The sequence below is a fragment of the Rhodococcus sp. DK176 genome (assembly GCF_038447315.2).
Taxonomy (GTDB): Bacteria; Actinomycetota; Actinomycetes; order Mycobacteriales; family Mycobacteriaceae; genus Rhodococcus_F; species Rhodococcus_F jostii_A.
Map to the genome: position 1 here is coordinate 1 of NZ_CP118322.2, position 22,446 is coordinate 22,446.

At 62.0% G+C, this 22,446-nt stretch carries 18 protein-coding genes and 1 pseudogene; 3 read left to right on the forward strand and 16 right to left on the reverse strand.

Annotation, left to right across the window (positions count from 1 at the left end):
• Positions 1-233 precede the first annotated feature (233 nt).
• From PSR88_RS36875 to PSR88_RS36935, 13 genes are all read right to left on the reverse strand, one after another.
• Positions 234-1,208: a DUF4192 family protein gene (locus PSR88_RS36875; protein WP_011599870.1), complete on the reverse strand. Its 975-nt coding sequence runs from the start codon at positions 1,206-1,208 to the stop codon at positions 234-236.
• Between the two features lie 225 nt (positions 1,209-1,433).
• Positions 1,434-2,018, reverse strand: a complete 585-nt coding sequence (locus PSR88_RS36880; RefSeq protein ID WP_011599871.1) for a DUF4192 family protein — start codon at positions 2,016-2,018, stop codon at positions 1,434-1,436.
• Entirely contained in the window at positions 2,015-2,407 is a 393-nt protein-coding gene (locus PSR88_RS36885) for a hypothetical protein (RefSeq protein WP_167541013.1), read from the reverse strand. Before PSR88_RS36885 ends, PSR88_RS36880 begins: the two co-directional genes overlap by 4 nt.
• A 221-nt stretch (positions 2,408-2,628) precedes the next feature.
• Entirely contained in the window at positions 2,629-2,844 is a 216-nt protein-coding gene (locus tag PSR88_RS36890; RefSeq protein WP_016880451.1) for a hypothetical protein, read from the reverse strand.
• Positions 2,845-2,972: 128 nt separating this feature from the next.
• Complete coding sequence (locus PSR88_RS36895; RefSeq protein WP_011599874.1) at positions 2,973-3,977, reverse strand: DUF3560 domain-containing protein; 1,005 nt, start codon at positions 3,975-3,977, stop codon at positions 2,973-2,975.
• A 182-nt stretch (positions 3,978-4,159) separates the two neighbouring features.
• Positions 4,160-4,756, reverse strand: a complete 597-nt coding sequence (locus PSR88_RS36900; RefSeq protein WP_011599875.1) for a hypothetical protein — start codon at positions 4,754-4,756, stop codon at positions 4,160-4,162.
• Entirely contained in the window at positions 4,726-4,887 is a 162-nt protein-coding gene (locus PSR88_RS36905) for a hypothetical protein (protein WP_157180065.1), read from the reverse strand. Before PSR88_RS36905 ends, PSR88_RS36900 begins: the two co-directional genes overlap by 31 nt.
• On the reverse strand, positions 4,884-5,369 hold the full coding sequence (locus tag PSR88_RS36910) for a hypothetical protein (protein WP_337464503.1): 486 nt from the start codon (positions 5,367-5,369) through the stop codon (positions 4,884-4,886). Before PSR88_RS36910 ends, PSR88_RS36905 begins: the two co-directional genes overlap by 4 nt.
• Before the next feature lie 149 nt (positions 5,370-5,518).
• Positions 5,519-6,250, reverse strand: coding sequence for a hypothetical protein (locus PSR88_RS36915; RefSeq protein ID WP_011599877.1), 732 nt, complete (start codon positions 6,248-6,250; stop codon positions 5,519-5,521).
• A complete protein-coding gene (locus PSR88_RS36920; protein WP_011599878.1) occupies positions 6,250-11,628 on the reverse strand; it encodes a telomere-binding protein in 5,379 nt (1,792 codons plus the stop codon). The genes PSR88_RS36915 and PSR88_RS36920 overlap by 1 nt, the downstream gene beginning before the upstream one ends.
• Positions 11,629-11,819: 191 nt before the next feature.
• Complete coding sequence (locus PSR88_RS36925; protein ID WP_011599879.1) at positions 11,820-12,077, reverse strand: hypothetical protein; 258 nt, start codon at positions 12,075-12,077, stop codon at positions 11,820-11,822.
• Between the two features lie 1,207 nt (positions 12,078-13,284).
• On the reverse strand, positions 13,285-14,253 hold the full coding sequence (locus tag PSR88_RS36930) for a ParA family protein (RefSeq protein WP_005574273.1): 969 nt from the start codon (positions 14,251-14,253) through the stop codon (positions 13,285-13,287).
• A 913-nt stretch (positions 14,254-15,166) separates the two neighbouring features.
• The gene (locus PSR88_RS36935) at positions 15,167-15,835 is read right to left on the reverse strand and encodes a hypothetical protein (RefSeq protein ID WP_011599882.1); all 669 of its coding nucleotides are present in this window, start codon (positions 15,833-15,835) and stop codon (positions 15,167-15,169) included.
• Between the two features lie 819 nt (positions 15,836-16,654).
• On the opposite strand from PSR88_RS36935, the gene PSR88_RS36940 reads away from it, so the two are divergent.
• From PSR88_RS36940 to PSR88_RS36950, 3 genes and pseudogenes are all read left to right on the forward strand, one after another.
• Positions 16,655-16,951 (forward strand): hypothetical protein, encoded by a 297-nt coding sequence (locus tag PSR88_RS36940; RefSeq protein WP_235214912.1) that lies wholly within the window; start codon positions 16,655-16,657, stop codon positions 16,949-16,951.
• 988 nt (positions 16,952-17,939) lie between these two features.
• Positions 17,940-18,038 (forward strand): annotated as a pseudogene (locus PSR88_RS36945) (DUF2510 domain-containing protein); the annotation flags it as partial.
• Positions 18,039-18,107: 69 nt separating this feature from the next.
• Entirely contained in the window at positions 18,108-18,440 is a 333-nt protein-coding gene (locus tag PSR88_RS36950; protein WP_237723821.1) for a DUF2510 domain-containing protein, read from the forward strand.
• 625 nt (positions 18,441-19,065) lie between these two features.
• Here the strand turns inward: PSR88_RS36950 and PSR88_RS36955 are convergent.
• From PSR88_RS36955 to PSR88_RS36965, 3 genes are read right to left on the reverse strand one after another with little or no spacing between them, the layout of a single operon-like run.
• Complete coding sequence (locus tag PSR88_RS36955; RefSeq protein ID WP_011599887.1) at positions 19,066-21,078, reverse strand: cutinase family protein; 2,013 nt, start codon at positions 21,076-21,078, stop codon at positions 19,066-19,068.
• Between the two features lie 16 nt (positions 21,079-21,094).
• The gene (locus PSR88_RS36960) at positions 21,095-21,358 is read right to left on the reverse strand and encodes a hypothetical protein (protein WP_016880439.1); all 264 of its coding nucleotides are present in this window, start codon (positions 21,356-21,358) and stop codon (positions 21,095-21,097) included.
• Positions 21,358-22,200: a sigma-70 family RNA polymerase sigma factor gene (locus PSR88_RS36965; RefSeq protein WP_011599889.1), complete on the reverse strand. Its 843-nt coding sequence runs from the start codon at positions 22,198-22,200 to the stop codon at positions 21,358-21,360. The genes PSR88_RS36960 and PSR88_RS36965 overlap by 1 nt, the downstream gene beginning before the upstream one ends.
• Positions 22,201-22,446: the final 246 nt, after the last annotated feature.

A 22,446-nucleotide genomic window follows, 5' to 3' on the forward strand; every position in this document is an offset into this window, starting at 1 on the left:
CGTCGGGGAGGGTACCCCGGGCTGCGCCCGGGGCCTGAACCGACTGGGCGGCAAGCCGCCCAATAACGGAATTCACCCAACGCGCTGCGCGCAGGGTCACGGGTTAGCTTGCTGCATAACGGAATCCGGAAAAAGCAAAATGATCACTTCGGAAGTGTTCATTACCAACGGAATTGGCCGAATCCAGCGGTGCGGAACCGTCCCGTTCGATCACCGCACCGCTGTTTCGTTACCTACTGGTCCTGATGGGCGCGCACCGCCGCCGCACGCAGCTGCTCCCACAGTGCCGGGTTCATCCCGTAGTTGAGAAACTGCTCGAACAGCTTCCCGAAGGAGTGCGCAGGATCGAGCGCACGGCCCACGTTCACCGCCTCACGTGCCAGCGCGGCGTGACGGCTCACCCAATGAAACACTCCGGCAAGAATGATCACCGCACCGGCGAGATCATGGGGCAGTACGGCCCCGACCTGGCGCATTACCTCGGCGGCGGCATCGGCATTGTGTGCGTCGACCCGGGCGAACAGCAGATCGCGCACCGGCACATCGTGCATCGCGGCCGCGATGATCGCGGCGTGCTCGTCCGTGACGCTGATGCCCCGCTCCCCCGCTCCAGCGGTTCCCCCCACGTACGGTGCCAACGCGAAATCGTAGGCACGGTCGGCGGCGTTCTGCGGGTCCCTAGCGGCCAGAATCACGCGCTCGCGCCCAAAACCAGCGGCCACCATAGCGGCGCGGTCTGGACCATGCTGGGCCGGTGCGAAACTCGCTCGCATCTCGGCGCGGGTCATGAGGGTGGTGGAGCCGACCACTAGTGCCTCGGCGATGATCGGGTGCGCCGCCAGATCGACCGGCATGCCCGGCTGCCCGATCAAGGACCCGGCCCCGTGCCACTGACGCACCAGACCATCGGTGAACACGAACACCGGGGTCACCGCATCGGGGCGAAGCCGCTCGAGGATCGCGCCCACCACATCACCCCGCTCGGCCGGGCCGAACACCACCGCCAGCATCGACTGGCTCTCCTCCAACGGTGCGGCGCTCTCGAGGGCGTCCAAGATGCGCCCCGACTCCCGCTCCGCATCGTCACCCAACTGGACCAGCATCACCGCCGCCGGGTGGCGGTCAAGGCTCATCACCGCCACCTCGTCGACCGGAAGATGACCGCCCAACGCGACCGCACCGGCAACAACATCGGACGGCGAAGACATACGAAAAACACTCACAGCAAACCCCTTTGGGTCGGGTGGGTGAGCTGGTCAGACTCACCCGTGGATTGGACTTACGAACACCTCAGAACCTAGCCGAAGCATCCGACAAAAACCCGCATTGAACTGCGCCTATGTCCCCGGCACACCCGGTGCCGGGGACATAGGCGCACACAGCTGTGAGCGGTCGCCGGTCGGGCGCCGGCCACCGCTCACAACAGCACTGGACTACTGGTCGGCTGCACCCTTGGCCACACGTACGGCCGCGCACAACTGGTCCCACATCGACGGGTTCAATCCGGCGTCGAGCATCTGCTCCATCACCTGACCGAAGGGGTGATCCGGGAACGCCTCGAGTCCGGCAGAGATCGCCTCCCTGGCCGCTACCGCGTCCCGACCGACCCAGAAGCTGGCCCCGGCCAAGATCAGCGGGGCAGCCGCCGGATACCGCATCGTCACGGCCGCAACCTGCCGCCACATCTCGCCCAGCGCCCGGCCATGCTCGACAGTGATGCCCGACAGCAGCGCATCCCGCACCGGCGTATGCCAGGCCGCCGCCACCAACCGCGCCGCGTGCTCATCGCTGACGCACACCCCACGAGTCTCGTACTCCTCGAGATACCGGGCGATGACATCAAGGGAGAGCTCCTCCGCCCTGAACGCGTCCTCGCGGCCCAGTCGGGTCACTTCCGCTGTGCCGGCCTCGGTGACCGCCTGTGCTTGCTCCTCGCCGAGCTGAGCCGGTGCAAACCCTGCACGGATCTCCCCACGCGTCTGCAGCCGTACCTTGCCCTCCGTCAAGGCAAGCGTCACGACCGGATGCGACGCCAGGTCGCCGGATTCCCACTCCCCCGGCAGCGGATGAAACCGCCGAGCCTGGCCCTGGAAGTAGGCGAAGACGTGTGAAACGTCCGATCGGGCGCAGCCTCGCGCAGCGCCTGCACCACCAGCTCGGCGTGGGCCGGTGAGCCGAACACCACCACCAGAAGCGCCTCGATGTCACCGACACGCTCGCGTGCGACCTCGACCCACTCCTCACGATCGGCCTCCGAAACAACCTCGGGAAGCTGGGCAAGCAACACCGTCCCGAACGCCTTCTCATCGAGCGGAGCCACCACAACCTCCGACGTAGGCAAATGCCCCGCCAAACTCACCGCCAACGCGGCCGCATCCACTGCCGAACTGATACGAATCGGTTCCATCACACAAACCCCTTTGGGTCGGTGGGTGAGCTGGTCAGACTCACCCGCTGAAATTTGGACTTACTGCACATCGAAAACTAGCCGAACCCACCGGCAAAAACACCCCCGGAACAGCGAAAACGTCCCCGGCACCCGGTGCCGGGGACGCCGGCAGATACTGACTCGGCGGCGCCCAGCGGCCGGCCGCGGCTACAGGCTGGACACCATCGAGTCACGCTCAATCAGGCTGTGCAGCTGAGCTTTTTCCAGTGCGGCATGCGCGTGAGCCGAGCAGTGCTCGCGCGCGTCCGATTGATCCACTCCGATTGCGCGTCCGGCGCCAGCGCTGACCAGTCCCGCCCGGTCAGCGTCGAGCAGTCCAGCGCCGCGACCGTCTCGATCGGCACCAGAAGGCGCCAGGCCGCCAGACGGAAGACATCGGCGAACTGAGTGTTCACCGGAGGCCACTCCGACCCAGGCATGCACTCCATAAAGGCCTGTGCTGCGGCATCTTCCACCCGTCGCGAAACCGGGTAGTGCCGTGAGCACCGAAACTCGCCACTGTGGATCTCGGATCGGAACTGATTCATGACCGGGCGTCCTCCACGTCGACAAAGGTCTCCGCCGGCTCTTTCTGAGCCTCGGCGCGGATATGGCCGCTGAGCTCGTGATACGCAACCTTGTCCGTCCAGCCCCCACCCACGATCGAGGGGATGCTCACGGTCTTCCTGTTCGCACGAACGACCCTGTACCACTGGCCGCGACGCTGAACCTGATCACCCTTCGCGATGTCATCGGGCCCGTAGTTCGTTGCTTGCCCCGATGCGATCTGCTCCGCGCGAACTCCCTCCCAATACGAGATCTGATCTGCGCGTTCCTCCATCCGAGCAATAACCGATTCCCGGTAAGCACCCTCGACCGGCGCAGTCTTCTCGACCTGCTTGACTCCCCGCACGACGAACAATGTCCGTTCGTGCCCGTCCCAAAGCCGCTGATCTGCACGCTGGCTCGCCTGCAGCGCGTCGATACGATTCTTGACCGTCTCCGGGTTGTACCGAGCCGACGTCGTCACCGCCGCCGACTCAGCCCGCCGCCGAGCCGCCTTCGCATCCTCCTCGGCAGCCACGGCCTGCTCGAGCGTGCGATGCGCGGTCTCGATAGCCCTCCGGTGTCGCCTCTCCGAATGGTGCCCCACGTGAATCGGCTCGCCACCCTCCGGAAGCGCATCGTGTGCGCGCCGGTCAGCCTCCCATGCTTGGTCGGCCTGATCGGCTCGTCGCTGTGCCTTGTCTTCGAGTGCAGCGACGCGGCCGGCCTGACGCTCAATCCGATCGGCCTCGACCTCGGCAGTTGGCCGCGCGGTGGCATCGATCTCAATCTGTACCTCGAACCCAGCAGCGCGCAACGCCGCCGCAGTGCTCTCGATCAAGTGCAACATCGGCGCCCGATCCCGGCTCCCGCGGATACCCCAGGTCCCGAGCGAACGAAACCACCGCCACCCCAGTGCTTTCAACGCCTCGTTCGTACCATCGCCGCGCGACGTCCCCTCTATCAAGGTCCCTTCGGCCGCACTATGTGAAATCGTCACCATGCCAGAACAACTCCCAAAACAAGGGGGCAGATGGTCAGTCCGCCCTTCAACAGGACAACACCGAATCTACCCCTACGCACCGTCAAAAACAGTCCTTGAACAGTGAAAACGTCCCCGGCACACCCGGTGCCGGGGACGTTTGTGTCTAGCGACTGACTGACGTTGTAACCGACTGACTATCCTCAGCGTTGAGATCGGCGTTTCCGCGGTCCAGATCCGCCCAGGGACTGCTTCCGGACGCTGTCGAGTGTCGCCCACAGCGCTTCGTTGTCCAGATCGCTTCGGTGCTTCTCGATGGCAGACACGAGCTGGTCAATCACTGCCCGAGCCGGCGGATTGAACGTCATGGCTGCCGCACCCGCCCAGGCGAGTGGCTCGTCCTCGCGCTTCAGGATCCGATCGAGCGCACCCTCACACCGGTCGAAGAACTTCTCAGTGCGCTTAGTCTGATTGTCATCCTGATCGTTGGCTTCGAGCGCTCCCTCAGCAAGATCGAGAAATTCATTGATAATCCCCGTCGCGCGGTCACGCAGCACCGGGTCGAACCCGAGAGATGACCAGAATCCGTTCCACCGCGTGCGGTAACTGCGGTCCGAACTGAGCGGCACAAGGTGATCGCGTATCAGCCGGCCGAGGCTGTTCTCGTCCAGCTCACGCAGCTGACGCGCCAAGAGTGCTGGCTTCGATGCCTCGGGCAACGGCTGCGGATCTTTTACGCGCAACCATGGGCGCGGCCCCACCGAATCGATCACGGCAGTGAGCGGCCCGACGATGACCACGAAAGATCGACCTTACGACGGTGCGCCCCCTCAGCGTTGTCATCGAGCACGATCTCCGAAAGCAGCGCCTTGGCTCGTTTCTCGACAGAGCTGGCTTCGTTGTCCATGTTCATACCCTTCTCGTTTGTCATCTCAACTCCTTCGACACAGCTAACACCGACAGATCGACTGCCGGCGCGTCGTTCGACCACACATGCGTACGACCAACAGGAAGCAACTCCGGTAGCGGGTGCAACCTCCACGGCTCGATCTCATCGAGCACTTCCTGAGCAAGCACGACACCATGGAAACGCGTCGGCACCGTCGTGACATCGACAATGGAGCCCCGGCGCCGGCACTCGTTCATCGAGCGGCCCGAACCGTTGCTGATCACAATCTGCTTCCAGGGCTTGCCAGTGATGTCAAGAATCGCCACGACGTGTGGCTCGAGCCAACCCCGCTCACGCCAAACAGGCAAAATTCCTTTGTCCTTCGGGAGAGCGATCTGGGCGATCGCCTCGCGGGCGTAGTCGGCCTGCTGCCGGCCCCGCAACTCAGACTCGGCGGCCGGCAGACGCAGCTGCTCGAGTCGACGATGTGGGACGGCCGCCAACTGTCGGTTGGAGCCGGCCAACCATCGCCTAACCGTGCGCGACGAGACATGCATAGCGTCCGCGACCGCCTGCACGTCAACACTTCCACGCGCAGTTTCGCCGTAACAGGTCCGGAGCATCGCCTCGAGACGTTTGCGTGTCCAGCGAGGCCCTCGATGGTCGACCACAACTACCGTTCCACGTCGAAGCTGTTAATTTGAAAGAACTCCCACCCACCGACGTAGTCCTGCGCTCGCGTGTTCATCCAGTCGGTCATTCCCTTGTCGCCACCGCGTTCATACGCACTCCACATCGCCTCGACCTGGTCGGGCGTCAGCGCCAAGGTGATCAGCCGATCGCGGGCATACTCGCGCGGTCCCGGACCCTGAACAGCATCGATTCTGATCTTGCCGCCGTATTTGGCCAGCGCCTTACCTTGCTTGCTGCTTCGCATAGTCGACATCGCCGCGCGACGTGCGCTCTGCGTAGATGCCGCGCGTTTGGCCTTGTGGGCTAGGGCTTTGAGGGTCTCTGCTCGTGGTTTAGCGATTCGCTGCCGACCTTCCGGGGCCAGCCAGCGTTCCACGGTGCGTCGAGAGACCCCAAGATCGCGTGCTGCGGCGGCAGTGTTGATCTCGCTCCGTTTGCCGGGCCCGTAAGCGGCAAGTAGCTGAGCCTTGAGGTTGGCGGATCCAGGTCGACCGGAAGTGTCGGCGCCTCGGCGTCCAGTCAGCTTGCCGAAGAATTCTGATTGCATCTTTCCGCGCTCAGCGCGCAGCACTTCACGCACCACTGTCTGGGCAACACGAAGTTCCTTGGCGGCTCTTACGACATTGATCTGGTTGTCCACCACAGAGCCGTAGTCCGCCAGACTGTCGGCGATCCGCGAATAGGCAGTGCGGCTGAGGGGCTTCCGTGCCATCACGAATCACTTCCCTCGCTGATATCGGCGGACATCGACTCAGCCGGTGCGATCAGATCCGACTTGCCCCGGTAGCCCTTGCCGTCCAGGTACTGCTGATGTTCAGCGAGGAGTGCGGATCCTTCCGGCTTATACTGGCCGAAACCACGTCCGAATTGCTTCGGTCCTCCAGGCCACGCCAGCTGGGGATCGGATTCATCCGACACGTAGAGCACGGTGTCCTTGGTGACTGCGACGGGCCATTGTCCGGTGTCTTCGCCGATCTGAGCAATTCGGTACATGATGTTGGCCCGCGACTTGGCGACGATGTGGTGGTGACGCTCCGGTGAATATCCTGGCCGTCCTGCCAAGTGCAAATCGGAATTGAGAATGCCGATGGTGTGCGTATAGATGACTTTGTTCTGTTCGCGAGCCAACTGCGCGTCGAGATCGTCCTTGACATCCAAAGCGGTGCGCGCATCCCGGATCCGTTCGTACCACGGGACGAGGACCCGTCCGTGATCAGGCCACACGTAGGCCTCCAGAATCTCTGGTTCGTACCCGAGACTGCTGGCACGTTCGAGGGTGGGTGTAGTCACCCACTTCGGCTCAGAAATCGACAAACCCATCGGGTTGAGAGGATTCGGAAGCCGCCAGTCCGCGCACTCGGGAATCTCCACGAGCCAGTACCCGGGGAGCTTGCGATCGAACGGCAGTCCGTTCGAATGATGCACAGGTTCGCCGATCGGAAGTTCGAGACCGGCGATTCCTGCCGCGTACGAACCGCCACGGTCGAAGGCATGGACGTAACGGCACTTCGCTTCCTCGTCAGTCAAGGTCCGTGACCAGTTGATATCCGCTTCGAAGATCTGGAACTTCTTCGCGAACTCCGCGTCCGACGATGCGAATACGCGCTTCCACTCCTTCGGCCGGGCGGCGATCATCAGGTCGATGCCCGTCGATGCCGGGCTCACAGCCCAGGGGAACCGCAGAGCACCTGCAAGCAGTGACAGGCGCCGCGCCAGAGTGGCGGGTGCCGGCGAGTCGCCAAGAATGGGCATCTCCTTGGGGTCTTGGCTCATGCCGGAGACTAGTGCCACCCAGACACCACGCGTCTCGCCCTTCCACACGCGGGTCCAAGTGCCGAGCCGGTCCCCCTCCTTGCCGCCGAGCTGCCAGCCCTCGGAGAGAGCCTCTGTGACGAACGGAGATTGTGCGGTCAGTTCCTTGATCCGGTCGTTTCGATTGCGCTTGCCCAAACTGCTGGTGTCGATTCCCACGTGCTGCGCCATCGCGTCGGTGATCCAGATCTGCCCAGGCACCGACCATTTGTCTGACGTCCACGTGCCGAGGTTCAACGTCGCTACGAGCTCCGCGACATCGCCGACATGGGTGATCGGCGCGGCAAGGTCGTGACGGGTGCCATCGGGAAGCCATGCGCCATCGACGTCGAGTACTGCCGCGGGTGCGGTGAAGGTGGTCGGTGCTTCTCCTGCTGCAGGATTCGGCGCCGGGGTCGTCGTGGTCGGCTGCTGCGTGGTCTCCGCTGTCGCGACGATGGCCGGCGTTGCTGCAGCAGTGTCAGGAGACGTCGTTTCGACGGGAGCCGACTCCAGCTCGTCCACAACCATTGGCGAAGGCTGTCCGACTGTGTCGCCGGTTGCTGCAGCTGCAGATCGGGTGGCGGCGGTGCTCTGCCACCAGCAGGGAAGGTGCATCACCAAGCCGTCGATCTGCCATCCGGCGTCCTCGCCGCCGCACAGGGCGCAGGTGGAAACCGGTGAAATCTGCACTCCATCAGCGGAATGCCCCTCGGCATCGGTCTCGATAGCCATCTCAGGCTCCTGTTCGGAATGAGAGCTGGTCAGGCTCATGACTTCGTTGGACGAATCACCCGAAGCTACGCCGGGCCCTGGACTGTTCAGATCGGCGAGCCAACCGTCGAACAGAGCCGGACCACCGGGTATATCAGGCGTGGAAGAGTCGCTGGAATCGCCGCCGGGTGTCGGGTCACTTGATCCTGCATCGCTGGTTACTTGGTCTTCCGGATCATCGCTACCGAGTAACTTGTGTAGCCGCAGTGCAACCATGCGCTGCCTGCGGTTTTCGCACTTGACCATCCGTTGCACCGTGTACCGCGGCATCCGGCCTTTCCGTTCCTCCGCGATCAGCACGCCCTCGTCATAGAGAGCCCTCAAGGCGGTACCACGATCGATCTGCAAGGTATCGGTCATCGTCTGACCAGTGGCCTTCAACACCTGTTCGAGGGCCATCGGGTCCAACAAGACTTGTGGTTGACCATCGCACGGCCGCGGGTTGGCGACGACATATCCCAACCGAACGCCTCGACCTTCCGCACGCCATCGAGGGGTGCCGTCGGATGTTTCACCCACCACACTGCGCCGCCATCCAAGACATGCAGCCATCGACCAATCCGCTGGAGCTTGCCCGGTGTCGACGTCTTCCACGTAGGCGTGACCATTTCTCAGTGCGTGTACCAACAACTCCCGTACTCGCGCACCGGTCCGCATGGGCAGATCTGGGTCAGTCGCCGCAGCAGCGGCATCAGACAAGCCCATCGTGACCAGGTCCCCGACCTGCGCGACTTCGTTCTCTGTTAACGCCCCGACATCAACAAGGAAACGTGACATCGCATGCCAGCCCGCCCACAGAGACCCCAAAGCGTCTGCCTGACGAACACTCTCGCCACTCGTGCGCAAACGCTCGCTATACCGCTCACCTTCGGCAAACGCCTCAGCGCGGACACTGTCCAACCGAGGACATAACCACTGCAGGTACGTGGCCATCAACAAGGCACGGCCATGACGGGAATGCGGAGTATCGAGTTCCTTCAAAACGTTCAGTTCGATTTCCCGCGCCTGCAACGGCACCACGAGCATCCGCTGAGCTGCAGATCCTGGCCGCGGCATGATCTCGGAGGTGACCAAAGCAGACGCGCGGGGTGGGGTTCCGTCCAGAACACCGAGACCATCACGTGTGCTTCTCGAGCGTTGCTCACCGTTGTGCACCATGCGAGCGAACTCTTCGAGCGCCTTCTGCGCAGTCCCGAAGTCTCGGGTTGGTGCGACATCGTCCGCCCAGTACAGAGCATCTTTTGCGGCGTTAAGCTTGATACGCAATGCATTCAATGTGTCGCCGTTGCCCGACATCGATGTCGCCGGTCGCCGGCGATCCCATTTCTCTCCCCAGTGGTGCATCGCCAATGACGCGAGTGATGTCTTGTAGCTGTTAGGCGATCCGACCAACGTAAGAACCCACGGGTTCGGACCCAATGCGGACCTGAATACCTGCCCAAGTAGAGCGGCCGAAACCCGCGTCGGGGTGCGTTCGAGCATCGAGCCGGAATGAAGAAGGAATGCTTCTCGGATCCTTATTGGGTCGGGCGTCGGTGCGGGAAGGTCATACATCTTCAGGGGGCCGGTCAGCAGAACGGGGGCTACCCGTCCGCCGTTCTCGTCGATGGCTCCCCCAGCATGAACGAAGAACCACTTTCCCTGATCATCGCGGCGCCACCCGGTGGAGCGGTAACGCACCACCCGTTGGATTTCGCGCCCACCTGCGCCCTTGAGTGCATCTCGCAGCTTCGCCACTCCGCTGGGGCGAGAGTCGTAGGCAGGCGGACCTGGCAAGGTATCGACCCAGCCGCAATCCCGGTACTCCTTCGCCGGGATCCGAATCCGCAGAAACTCTCGGCTCTCCGGATGGGTGTAGCCGATAACCACTGCGGTGAGTTCTTGAGGTGCGGCGGGGTTGACTTCACTCTGACCGGCCATCGCCGCTCGGCCCATCAACTCCGGCTCGTCGACGTCAATACCCGCTTCGGCAATTTCGAGATACTCCATCTCAACGATCCGGGCATCGAGGTCCAGTACGAGTTTCGCCTGTTGATCACCGCTCTTGGTCGTGACGATTTCGACCAAGTTCCCGTCAATGATCCGATACACCGGAGCGATAACATTGCGCCCCCGGATCGTGTTCAGCGGCGTAACGAGGCTTTCCGAGCCAGACCGGACCGACTGTGAATCAACTGGGCTGAGCGAGTCCTGAACCGCACCCGGTACGGGCTCAAGCTCGGGATCTTGCAGAATCGGCGGAATGGGAACTCGCGCGACATCGTGTGCCGCTCGCGCTGCAACACGCGCAGCACGCCATGCGGTCATGGCATTCTCGACCGCTTCTCCCGCCCAATCGGTGCCTTCAGCCGCGGCCTGCTGTCGAACTTTGTCCAGAAGTTCAGTCAGATCTTCGAAACGTCGCTCCGATTCGAGCGCCCAACGTTGTGCGCGTCGGAACTCTTCGTCTCCGTCCCGCCCATCTGCACGATCAGCTCTGGCGGTCGCCTCTGCCAGCGCAAGTTCGATTAGTGCTTGCTTCTCGATTACGTCGGCAGCAAAGCCGTGGGCAGCGACCTCCCCAGGCCGAACAGGGATGAGACCACCCCACGTCGAGTCGGTCAACCATTGGCCGCCATCGACGTGGTCAGTGAAATCAGATTTAGGTGCCGCCGGTGCGGACAGCAAGAGCTGGACCTGGGCACCACTGCCACCCAATAGAGATGCGAGTTCGATACCCCGCTTCCATCCGACGGAGTCGCGATCAAGCACTACGCGAACCTCAGCGCCTTCGAAAAGGTCAGCACACGAGAGAGGGAAGTTCAGTCCGCCTTGAGCATTGGTCGTGGCAACCAGTCCAAGCGACTCGGCTGTCTCGACATCCTTCTCCCCCTCGAGTAACCACACAGGCGAATGGCTCGAGATTGCCGACAGCAGTTCCGGTAGTCGATACAAGACCGGTTCAAAACCCTCCGGCTTACGCTTGCGCCGGGTCCCTGCGGCATCCACGAAAACCTGTCGGAACTGCTTGTGCCGGCCAGCTTCACAGCTCGTGCATTCCTCTCGGATCACTTCCTGCACCAAGGCACCGTCGGCTGATACGTACGGGTAGACCTTGACCCGATCCCACCGGTGTTGCGCGTCCGGTGTTACGTCTGGAAACGCGATTCGGGCGGGCAGTCGTCCTCCCTTCGGCCTACGCCGCCCAGCACCACGTTGGTGCGGAGATCGGCCTACGCGTGTGAGCGCGTCGCGACCAAACAGCGGTTCGTCGAAGAGATCGGTCATCGACAACCCCAGGCCGTCGGCGATCTTCGAGACGGGAGCTTCACAGCCGTGGCAGTGAAGCAGCACCATTCCTCCCCGATGCCCATCGACCCAGGTCACTGACATTGACGCGTGACGGTCGCCATGTATCGGGCACCGTGCCATCAGTTGGGTAGAGCCGCGTTCGGTCACCCCGCCATTGCGTTCGGCAGCAGCACGAACCCGGTCGAATGACGACATCCGGCCGTTCTCAATAGCTCCAGCAGTGATAGCAGTCACGAAGCCGCCTCAGACACACGCGCCAGGAGATCTGGCAGGCGCGGTGCGGCCCGGGTTAGTATGGGCACAGGTCCCCTCCAGGACTCGTATTTATGAACTAGGTCCCCTCCAGGACTCAGTTCGTAATCAACGGATCGAAGGACCCCCGCAGGCCGCCAAGCAGTGGGGGTCTTTCGCTATTTATGGCCAGGTCATGCCGAGATTGAAAGTTCGTTGTCGGACGAATCGCAGACCGCATAGCGCTCGTCGTGGGCCCGTAGTTTTTCCGGGTCCAACTTCTTAAGGATGTAGTCGGGGACATCCAGGTTGTACGCACGGGCCATGACGAGCAGGGCGTAGTCGCCGAGCTCAAGTCCGAGCTCTTCGGCGCGTGCTTCGTAGAAGCTGTGCTGTTGAAGGGGTGCACGAACTGATATGCACTTGCGCGTTCCCTTGTGTGGCCGTCCCATGCGATGAGCCTAAACAGAAACTGCTTCGGAAACGTCGAAGGTCGTGTTGTCGGTGTGTCGCCGTTCATCGTGCATCCCCTCACCTTCACCAAAAATCCGCTTCTGGTTAGAGGAAGATCCTTCGGCCCAACGCTGTGTGACAGATGGGAAACAAGATCTTCGTCGCCGCATCATGCCGCGGAGCATGGACTGTTTCACCAAACTCGCCCGACCGCGGTTTCAGATGAACAACTACCCCTACGTGTGACCTGCGGGGCCAATCGGTGGGGAGTGGGGGGAGTGGGAAGAAATACCTGATCAAACGGTAAAACCCACTCCCCACGGCGGTGGGGAGTGGGGTGGGGAGTGGGGTGGGGAGTGGGTTCAAAGACACCCGAAGTGCCTTCGCGTGCACCACCGATGAGCTGTCGGGAATCGACTGAGAGGTAGGCGGCGAGGTTCTACTCCCCCGTCGCCCTACCCCATCGTCACTAGCGAGACACCGTCCGAAGATGTAGCGACAAGACACCAGCAAGAAGCCGGCTCCTGGACTTCGACCCGACCACCTTCACCTGAGCGTCAAGCCAGTCCCGCTGAGCCGTCGTGAACCGGAACCACGTCTCAACGGGACCCTTGACCGCAAATGGCTCCTGATGCACGGGGATCCCGGCTGCGGATCGCCCGGCCACCGGCTGGAACAGGCTACGAAGTCCCGCGATCCCCACAGAATCGAAGGCCTCGATAACGACATCAGCGTGATCACATCTACGCTCGGCCGCGCGGCTTTGCAGTGCATCACGCGTGGCGCGATCCAGGTAAGCCGTCACGGTCACCTTCCCAATTTCCGTCGGAGGTTCGACATCATCGTCGGTGACCGGGGTCGGGTCCGGGGCCGGCTCATAAATGGGAGCCTGCTTCTCGGTGGGTGTGGGTGCGGGTGGTGGGGTTGGTTCTGGCTTACTGACCGGCTCGGAGCGAACGGGCACGGGCACCGTAGTAGTAGGCGCGGGTGATTCGGCCTGAGCTTGTGGCGGCTCCTGCGCTGCAGGCGCCTTCTCGACAGGCCGAGACTCCTCCGCGGCTGGTTCTACCTCGGTGACCGGGGTAGAGCGCCGCGGCTGGGTGGGGCTGCCAGCAGTCGGAAGGAGGCCGGCCAAACCCTCCGCTCGGTTACCTTTCGGAGCGAAAGCACTGGCAAGGCTCTTGCGACGAGGAGTGCTGGTTTCGGTCATGCCGAAGCCACCTCCTCGCTGATGGTCGACAGGCGCACGAGGATTTCGCGTGTCAGTTCTGCGTAGTCCTCGGCCAACCCGGACGCATTGCGCGAAAGTATCTGATCCGTCGGTTTGGCGCCCTTCTTCAAAGCGGCGAAACGTGCGACTTTGGCGACTTCGGTCTGCTGTTCCAGCTCATGGACCAACAAGCCCTCCCGGCGGGCATCATAGGCAGTAGATTCCATCGTCCGGATCCGGGATTCGAAGATCGGGGCGGCATCCCCGATCATCTCGTTGACGGATTGACGGATCTTCGCCGTGAGCTTGGTTGAACGCGAGCCCACACCGAACAAGCAAATACCTGCCAACTGCAGCCGCGGGTTGACAGCCGGCAGATTACGGTCTGGATCACCATCCCGTGTCGCCGAGAACTGGCCGGCAATAGTTTCCAACCCGTCGAGGCTTGCGTCGTCCGCCCTGACCGGGATGACCACAGCCTGGACGACCTCCATCAGTGCCTCCATGATGGTCAAATCACCGGGCGGAGTGTCGAAGATGATCACGTCATAGTTGTGCGCAACCTGCAGGAGCATGGCGCGAACGAGCTGTCCGAGCCGCTTACCACCCTGACGCTGCTGCCGGGAAACCATGACGGCCGCCAGGTCGAACATCGCGGGACCACCCGGCACCACATCGAGATTCTCGCGGCCCCCGACATTGTGGACGATCGGAGGCGCGGACCCTTGCAGGAGCGCGGTGAACAGTTCAGATCCGTCTCGCTTGTCGTAGCCCAGATCGCGGCACAGGTTCCCCTGGGGGTCGAAGTCACCGATCAGAACTCGGTATCCGGCGGCGGCAAGGAGTCCGCCGCAGTTGGCGGCACAGCTTGTCTTTCCCACTCCCCCCTTGCCGTTGAAGAATCCGAACGACACCGGCAGTTCCTGCTGCTCCGCAGTTGAGGTCTCGACGACATGCATGGACATGGCAGTTCTCCCATTGGACTTTGGTTGTGACGAGTGGTTCCCAGTGAAGCTAGCAGGATTCCTGGACAACTTGCTGTATGCCACGCGGGGTGAACCGTAGGTAGATCTGCGTGAGCAAACGCGTGAGATGCGACGGGGTCAACCGTATGAGGCAAGGCGGGTGGTCAAGCGTGGAGTTAAGCGTGATGACTGGCGTGCTCGTAGGTGTGTTAACACGCATGGCTACCGGTGTGAAAACAAGCGCGTAAACAGGCATGGCAATCAGCGTGAGAACAAGCATGTGAACTGGCGTAGCGCCAGGCGTGTAGTCAAGTGGGAAAACATGCGGACCTAACTGCATATAGAAACACGGGTCTTCACGCGTGTGAATTCGCCTGGAGACAAGCGGAAGACACTACGTGACGGTATGCAGTGGATAACGCGTATGAAGCCGCAAGAATAGCAACGGGACAACTTGCGTGAAGAGCTGCGTGAAGCCACGCATGATGTCACGCAGGATGCGAAGCGGGACAACCTACGTGGAAGTGGGCGTGATTAACCGCGACGGATTGCACGTGACTCCATGCCGGTAACAACGCGTGTTGGAGTGAGTGATCAGACACGGGAGGCAATGCCGGTACGTGCGCGTGAACTTGAACATGTCGTCAATGCGGGCAACACCACTGGTTGTAAGACGTGAGCAGTTACGTGCGCCGCTGCTGGTTCGAGCGCGAGGGGGTGCACCGAATCAGATGCGTGACAGGGTGCCGTAATTCGCTGCTAGGCACAGTGCGTGAGAGCGCACTGGCACCCGAGCGGAAAACTCTGCGGATCGAACGTCGAGTGCGGCACAGGGCAAATGCCCCGTCGGGATGGTCTACGCGCGTGAACGTATGGGGAATCCTTTGCGTGAACACCTGCGTGAAGAGGGCCTCTACCTGTACTGATGCGGTGTTCTGCGGGGATCACCGACGACGCCGCGCTGGCTTCGTTGGAGGTCTACCCGATGACTGAGGCCCGCCACAGTGAAGACGCCGATCGCATCGGCAATGTCCTGAGCTCGACGATGTCCGTCGAGCTCGACAACGAGATCGACCAAGGTGTCCTCGAGAATGTTCTCGGCGGCCGTGTACAGGTCCCAGAGCTGCTTGAGCTCCCAGGCCCGGATCAAAGGGTTCGAGAAGTAGAGGCCGTCGACAATCCGTTGAACCCGATCCACCTGGGTGTTTGTCCTATCTGCAGGGCTCGACCAGGTCGCGAAGTGAGAGCTGGCCGAACAGTCGTCGACTGTCGAGTCCAGTTCGATGGCGACAGCGACCCAGGAAGTTGGGCAGATGGACCGACGCGCCTGCCTTACAGCCTCTCCGAACGCGCGTTGGCAGACTGCGGCGTACTCAGTGGCAGCACGCCGGCCCAGATTCAGCTCGCGCAGATCCATCAGTGAGGTGAAGTCCTGACGCCCGTGGGTGAATTCTGTAGCCGCGAGGAGCGCCTCACTGCCACTCCATTGAAAGCGAGACTGTCTGTATTGATCGCGGTGCCAGCGCAGATCTTCGATCCACGGGCGGCCAAGCTCAAGGCCCTCACCGTTTGGCACCGTCATACGAACATGATGACATCGGGCGATAGGTGTGTCATCCATAGTTATGCAATCGTCCCAAACGTTTCTAAGGCGTAGCTCTAGCGCACAACACATAGATATCGAGCATGACAATCAAAGCCTCTAGAAAACGTGCAAATAGTGCTACGTGTCTCTCCCTTTACCGTCCAAACAGCCTCCCAATGGCGTCCCACAATCGACTATTAGTACAAGTCAACATGACTGGAACTCGTCTCATAGATCTAGCAAATCCGATGAATAACACAACTGGGAGGGTTATGGGACGCGACTGGGACGCTATTGAGGTCGATCGCAAAGCATCTGTCGATACCGCTCACGCGAAGTTGCGCTACTGTCTTCGGCGTATGTCAGTGTTGGTCTATGTTCTTCTTACAACATCACGTTTAACGTTGAAAGTGCGCCCTTCATGCACTGGTGGTCGTATGCACTGTTGGTCGAAGTAGTCCAGGGCGGGCTGTATAAAGCACATCAAGATCATTTGGGTTCGAGCGAGCGCGCCTCGCTCCCTGTTCAGCATCGGAGTACATCGTCGTGACGCAGGAACATGGTCAACCTCAAGCCACCGGGGGACACCGTCCGTTAGCTTCGACCTTTCGGTCACCGGCTGCTCGATCGGTCGAACACATCGCATCCCAGTTCATTGAGGGTGGGGAGGATTCGGGAGTTGACGAGCCGTCTCGAGAAGCGCCACCCGAACGAGGGCCCGTGGTGACGGATCCGGACAGCGGCGGGAAGTCGTCCAGCGTTCGAGTGCCGGCAAAGTGCCACGCGAAACTCGAGCAGCTTCGCGAGCAGACAGGAATGACCAACGGTCAGATCTTCATTGTCGCGATCGAGGCCACACACGACCGTCTGCCCGAGTTGCTGTATCCCGGTGGCCGAATCGGGGGAGGACTGTTCGCACCCCGTGGCATTCGCGCCAAAACGTCACGTGACGATGCCGAGACGCAGGTGACATACCGCCTATTCAAGGCCGACTTTGACGTCATCGATCAACTTGTCATCGATCTTGCCGCGAAGTCCCGGTCGCATCTGATCACAGCGGCCCTGACGGGGTACTTCTTCGGGGACGACGAACGCACACAGGCCGCAGAGTAGCGCCGACGAGCCCTACTTCTTGTTCGCGACTACCCAGACCGCGAGAACAATCATCGGAGCAACAGCGACGGGGACGGCCAGAAGTGAGTGGACGGTCGTCCCGGTCGCGGCGAAACCATCGATCGCACTGACGAGAAGGGCCGCAAGAAACCACAACCCTGCAATGTGACGACCGCGAAGGCGCCGGAGGATTCCGAGGATTCGCGGTGGGATCTGGAGATCGCGTCGGAGCATCTGTCACTCAGTTCGTCATCGGATCGACACTGGCAGTCCGGCCTGCAGCTGCGAAATGTTCGAGCGCGTCAAAGCAAGCGGCGGCCGCCTTTGCCATCTGAGCGGCGCTGTGGCGGGCGTTCCTGACCGAAATGCCCCAGAGGTTGCACGTCTGTTCCGCAGTGGGTGTGTGAGTCGGTGGGATCCCTAAAGCGCCAGCTGTCAATTGCCTGATATCAGCGCTCTGATGCCAGGTGGGGGAGAGGTTGACTTCGCCGAACAGTTGAGTGAGCAATCGCATATGTGCGTCGGGGTGGAATCCGCCGGCGATGTGCCCCTCTATGCTCCTCGCGAGAGTCCGAGACCGAGTATCGCAGTGGCGTCGTCTGTGAGCTCGCCGTGACTCGGAAAGGTGATGTTCCAGTACCCTCCGGTGCTCATGTTGATGGCAGCGATGTCCTTCACCTGGGGAATACCGTCACCGCTTCCTGACGTCGTCACGTGTGCGACGAACAGATCGCCACGGTATTCAAACGGTGAAGGGGAGCCATGGCGTGCAGGGTAGCTGCGCTTGTGTGGTATCCATTGCGCGAATGTATTCGCCGGTGCGAAGAACTCGCTTGAGCTGCGCTCGGTTCTATCATCGGAGCCAACGAACTTCTCGTTGTGCACAGGGGGCCAGCTGAAGGCGCGTGAGCCCGGCAATATTTGGTACGCCCCCGGGCCGCACTTGTCACGCGAAGCAGTCCACCATTTCGTCTGATGTGATGCGCGGGTGACGACTACCACTTCGCCAGGCTGGTATCCGGATCCGGCGAACCCACGGCTCGTCCGCTGGTACAACGGCACCGAGTGGACGGCGCAAACTCGTGCCATCCCGTCGGCCAGCCAGATTGCGAGTCCGGAAGCGGCGCCGAGCATCGGCGGACCCAGACGGCAAACCATGACCGATGCACAAGGCAGACGTATGCGCGGGATTCTATGGTTCCTGGGCAGTATTGCCGCCATCATCCTCTTGGCATCCGGAGTCGGCGTTGACGTCTCCGGAATTCAGGTCATCTTCTGGGGCTTCGTGCTCGGCATCGCCGCACTCGCAGTTCTCGTGGTCCGCGCTCTCGTCAGACTCGGCGACAGACGTCCTACCCCCGTGCACGTTGTCGTCGCGCCGGCGCCGGGTCTCACTGCTGGTTGGTACCCGGACCAGCAAGACGCGAGCCTTGTCCGGTGGCACGACGGCACACAATGGACGTTGCACACCCAACCAGCGAACAGCTAAGGCACTGTCCAAACGCCAGCTCCCGGTAGCAGCGCGGTGGGGGTGCCCAGGTAACCGGGCATACCGCCCGCTGTGAAGGCAGCGACCACCGTCCCGGATCCGGTCTGGACGACCCCCGGGGCGCTCGATCCGTAAAAGAGGTCCGCAGCGCCACTCGCGCCGGTCGATAGGTTGCGCCAGTGGACAACAAGATCGCAGTAGGGGTATGCGCCGCAGCGGACTCGAGTGATCCCCGGCTCGTCTGGGTTGGTCCTGACAGTGATGAACGTGCTGGACGGCTGGTTAGTCAATCCAGTCGGTCCGTTGGTCAGTCCCGCGAAGGGGATCGGCAGGACCGTGTCGGACGGGGCTGCGCTCACGGTCGGGGCGGCTAGCAACAATGCTGCGAGTGCAATCCCAGCGAGAGTAGTCATGCTGCGGGGCATCGAAGCGGTTCGGAACATGGTTCCACCTCCTGCAAGGCGTCGAGCTGAGCGTAGCCGGGCGGATCCGCTGGCGGTGTGGCAGAGGCTGCCGAAACCCCGCGATGCTAGTGAGAGCAGTCCTAGTTGCCGGTCGGTCCATGGCGCAGGGTTCGTCGCGACGCCGCGCTTGTGGATCTGTTGGTCGGATTCGGTACGACTGATTACGCCACGGCCTTGGCGATCGGATCACGGAAGTGGTTGGTCATGTCCTGCAGGGCCGTTGTGCCTGATGCATCGACGACAAGCTCCCCGTAGTTTTGGTGAGTTCCGGACCCGATGAATGAGGCGAACTTGAGCCCTTCAGCACCGATCTGGGAGAGGGCGTCTGCACCGTCAGAGCCCGCCAAGGCGGTGAGGCTCGAGGCGAGCCCTCCAAGGTCCCCAGCCTGTGACTGCTGGGTGATCTGCTGTCCAGTCGTCGTGGCCGCAGACACTGAACCGAGCTTGGACGCCTCGGTCTTCTGGCCACCGCTGAGTGTGCCCACCGCGATCTTCGCGAAGTCGAGGATGTGGGGGAGTGCGCCGAGGCCGGCTCCGATGATGTCGCCGGTCTCGATGGCGTGCCAGAGCTGCTTTTGGAGTTCGCCGGCGGTGTTGGCCAGACCGATGATGTCGAGGTTCCCGACGAGGCCGACGATCATCGAGATGATCTGTGCGGCGCCGGATGGGTCGGGCATCATCGCGATCAGGGCCGCCGCGGTCTTGTAGTCGAGTCCGGCGGCGAGCTTGATGAGTGGCTCGAATAGGACGTTGATGCGGTCGAACTCGGCGTGGACAGCCTTGACCTTGGCCATCGGATCGAGACCGGGATCGAGAACAATGTGCGGGATCCGGTTGAACAAGATGTCGAGGACTGTAGGGATGTTGTTGGCGAGGTCGAATGCGTTCGTCCCGATGTGCGTGACCTGGTTGATGAGCACGCTCGGCTTGATGATCGAGAGGGCGTCCGCCGCGAGTGACAGACCATCAGCCGGAGTGGCGGCCAGGGGGGAGACCTGGTTGGACAAGGTGTCCACCGATGTCTGCAGCTGCTGCACCTGATCCGGCGTGGAGGCATTCTGAGCCGTCCGCGCGATGGTGTCCGCGGCCTGAAATGCACTCCTCAGGTCGATGCCTTTGACCTTGTCGACGATCTGGCCGGCGGCGTATTCGGGAGTCGAAGCGTCCGCGGTCATGAGCGTCTGTTCCACGGCCGGATTCTGGGTTACCCAGCTAGTCGTATCGGCCAGCGGAACAAGGGTGTTGGCAACATCTGTCGCCGCCGATTCCATGCTCTCCAGGTCCGGAGCGCCGGACTGCAGCTGCTGCTGCAGGGTCTCGATGTTGCCGGCCAATCCCGGAAGATTGACCGTCGAGTAGTCGGACACCAAGGCGTTCTGCAGACCCGCGGTGGTGGTTTGAGATCCATCGCTCTGCTGCGGAGCGGAAGCAGTCGGAGGCTGGGCAAGCACTCGCCCAAGTCCTGCGAGCAATCCATCCTTGCCGGCGTTGGTCGAGCAGTAGAGGTCGTCGGGGGCGCAGTACGAACGCGTGACTGCAGCTGTCTTTCCGAACCCGCCCGGCCTGGCCCCCGCGATCCCGACTCCGTCGATGGGAGGACCGACGAGAGTGTTGTCGCCATTCGAACTCTGCCGTGGGTCGGCAACAAGACCGACGGCGATCAACTTCTCTGCCGGGATCGGTCCCTTGTCGTGTCCGATCAACCATGCCAAGTCGCCGGCCACGTCCGCACCCTGGCTGTAGCCGCCGAGTGCGAACAGAGTGTTCGGGCATTGCGTTGCACGGGTCTGCATCACGCGCGCGCCGGCCGCGATGCCAGATGCCTTACTGGTGCCATAGGTCTTGCCCTTGTTGAAGGCGGACGCTTCGTACGCCGGATAGGTGATCTTGATGGAGCTGCCGAACAGCTGGGAAAGAGGATCGGTTACCTGCTTGAGTAGACCCTTCGCGACGTCAGGATTAGCGGTCGAGTCCGTTTCGAACGTTCCCGGCATCATCACCACTTCCACTGCCGGGCAGCCCGATGATGCCGGCGCCGCCTCGGCCTGACTTGGCGACACAACCGCGATGAGGGAGGCGAGGAGTGCAGCGAGCAGGGAGGCGACGAGCAGGGGCACCCGGGCGCTGTAGTTGGCGTGACCGGCCTCAGGTGTTGGTGTGTGAAGGTTCGTCATGAGTGTTCTCTTTTCGTCAGCGATACAGCGCCGGCACGAGGACCCGACCGCTGTCGATATGAGTGGTGATGTCGCGGGGGAGAAAGTCAGCGACAGTGAGAGCGACTCTGCTCATCACATGCGAGGACTCGGCGAGCAGTCCGGGACGAGCGATTGTGGGGTGGGTGAGTGCAGCATCGAATCCTCGCGTCGCTTCGAGGAGCAAGGACGTTTCGGTCAGAAGAAACGCCGCCGCGATGAAGACCATGACGGTGAACAGAGGCGCGAGACTACGGGTCATCAGATCGCCGCAGTAGTCGTTGCAGCCCGACGACGACCACGTGCAAACCGGGGTCGAGGAGTCGGCGGGTTGGAGGCGACGACACTTTTACGAATGCGTGTGACCGCGCGGTAGAGCCGCTGGCGAAGCGCTGCCGGAGTCATCCCAATCTCCGCGGCAATCACTGCCAGGTCGCAATCGGTCTGCTCGAGGTATGCCCGCTGAATCAGGGTGCGATCGAGGTCGTTGATGACCTTCTTTTCGACCGCCCAGGAGAGCAGCGCCGGAGCAGAGATGTTCGCTTCCGGTTCGTTCTCAGCACTGTCGGACTCGTCCATGACATCGGAGGCGGGGATCTCCTGGGCGAAGGTTTCCTCGCGCGTGATCTTCTTCAGCGTGTGCAGGAAGAGCGCCGCGTAGACGTTCTCACCGGAGGGCCTGTAGGTGGCGATCAGTGACATGAACGTGGCCACAGTGGAGGCAGCTCTCTCATCGCACGCGTGATACCGATCGTGCCCACTGACCCGTGCGTGGCGCGTCAGGGAGATGAGCTTGCCGAGCATCAGCTGCAGTAGCGCTCGCCCGGCAAGGGAGCTTCCTTCCTGATGCAGTGTCAGCAGCGCCAGAAGCACACCATCACGATCTCGGCGGTGCGCCGCGGCGAGATCGTTGAGGTCCGCGACCTCGCGGAGCGCGTCCTGGCTCACCGACCACGTCAAGACTTCGGCGGCGGCTGCGGGGCGAGTGCAGAGGTACATCCACTCGGTGTTCAAGCGGCTGTACAGATTGCTCTGCGCGGTGCTGCGGACCGGCGTTGCCGATGAAGCTGTGGTGGCGGTGGGTGCGTGGGTGGACGTTTCCACGATCGGTCTCCTTTGGGCGCGGGCGAGGTGGTCTCGCGCCCAGTACAGCAACCGGATATTGCCTCTGACCTGCGTGTTTGTTGTTGCCGGAGGGGTTGTCGTTATTGCCAGGGCGTTGTTGCCGTGAAGGTTCCGGCTGTGCGGCGGTGGGCAGGAAGTGTCCCTCACGTGCGCTCTTTCGGCTGGAGGCAATAACCCCTTGGTGACTGCAGAGAAAACTTCAAAAAAGTTTCGCGAGCGATGTCA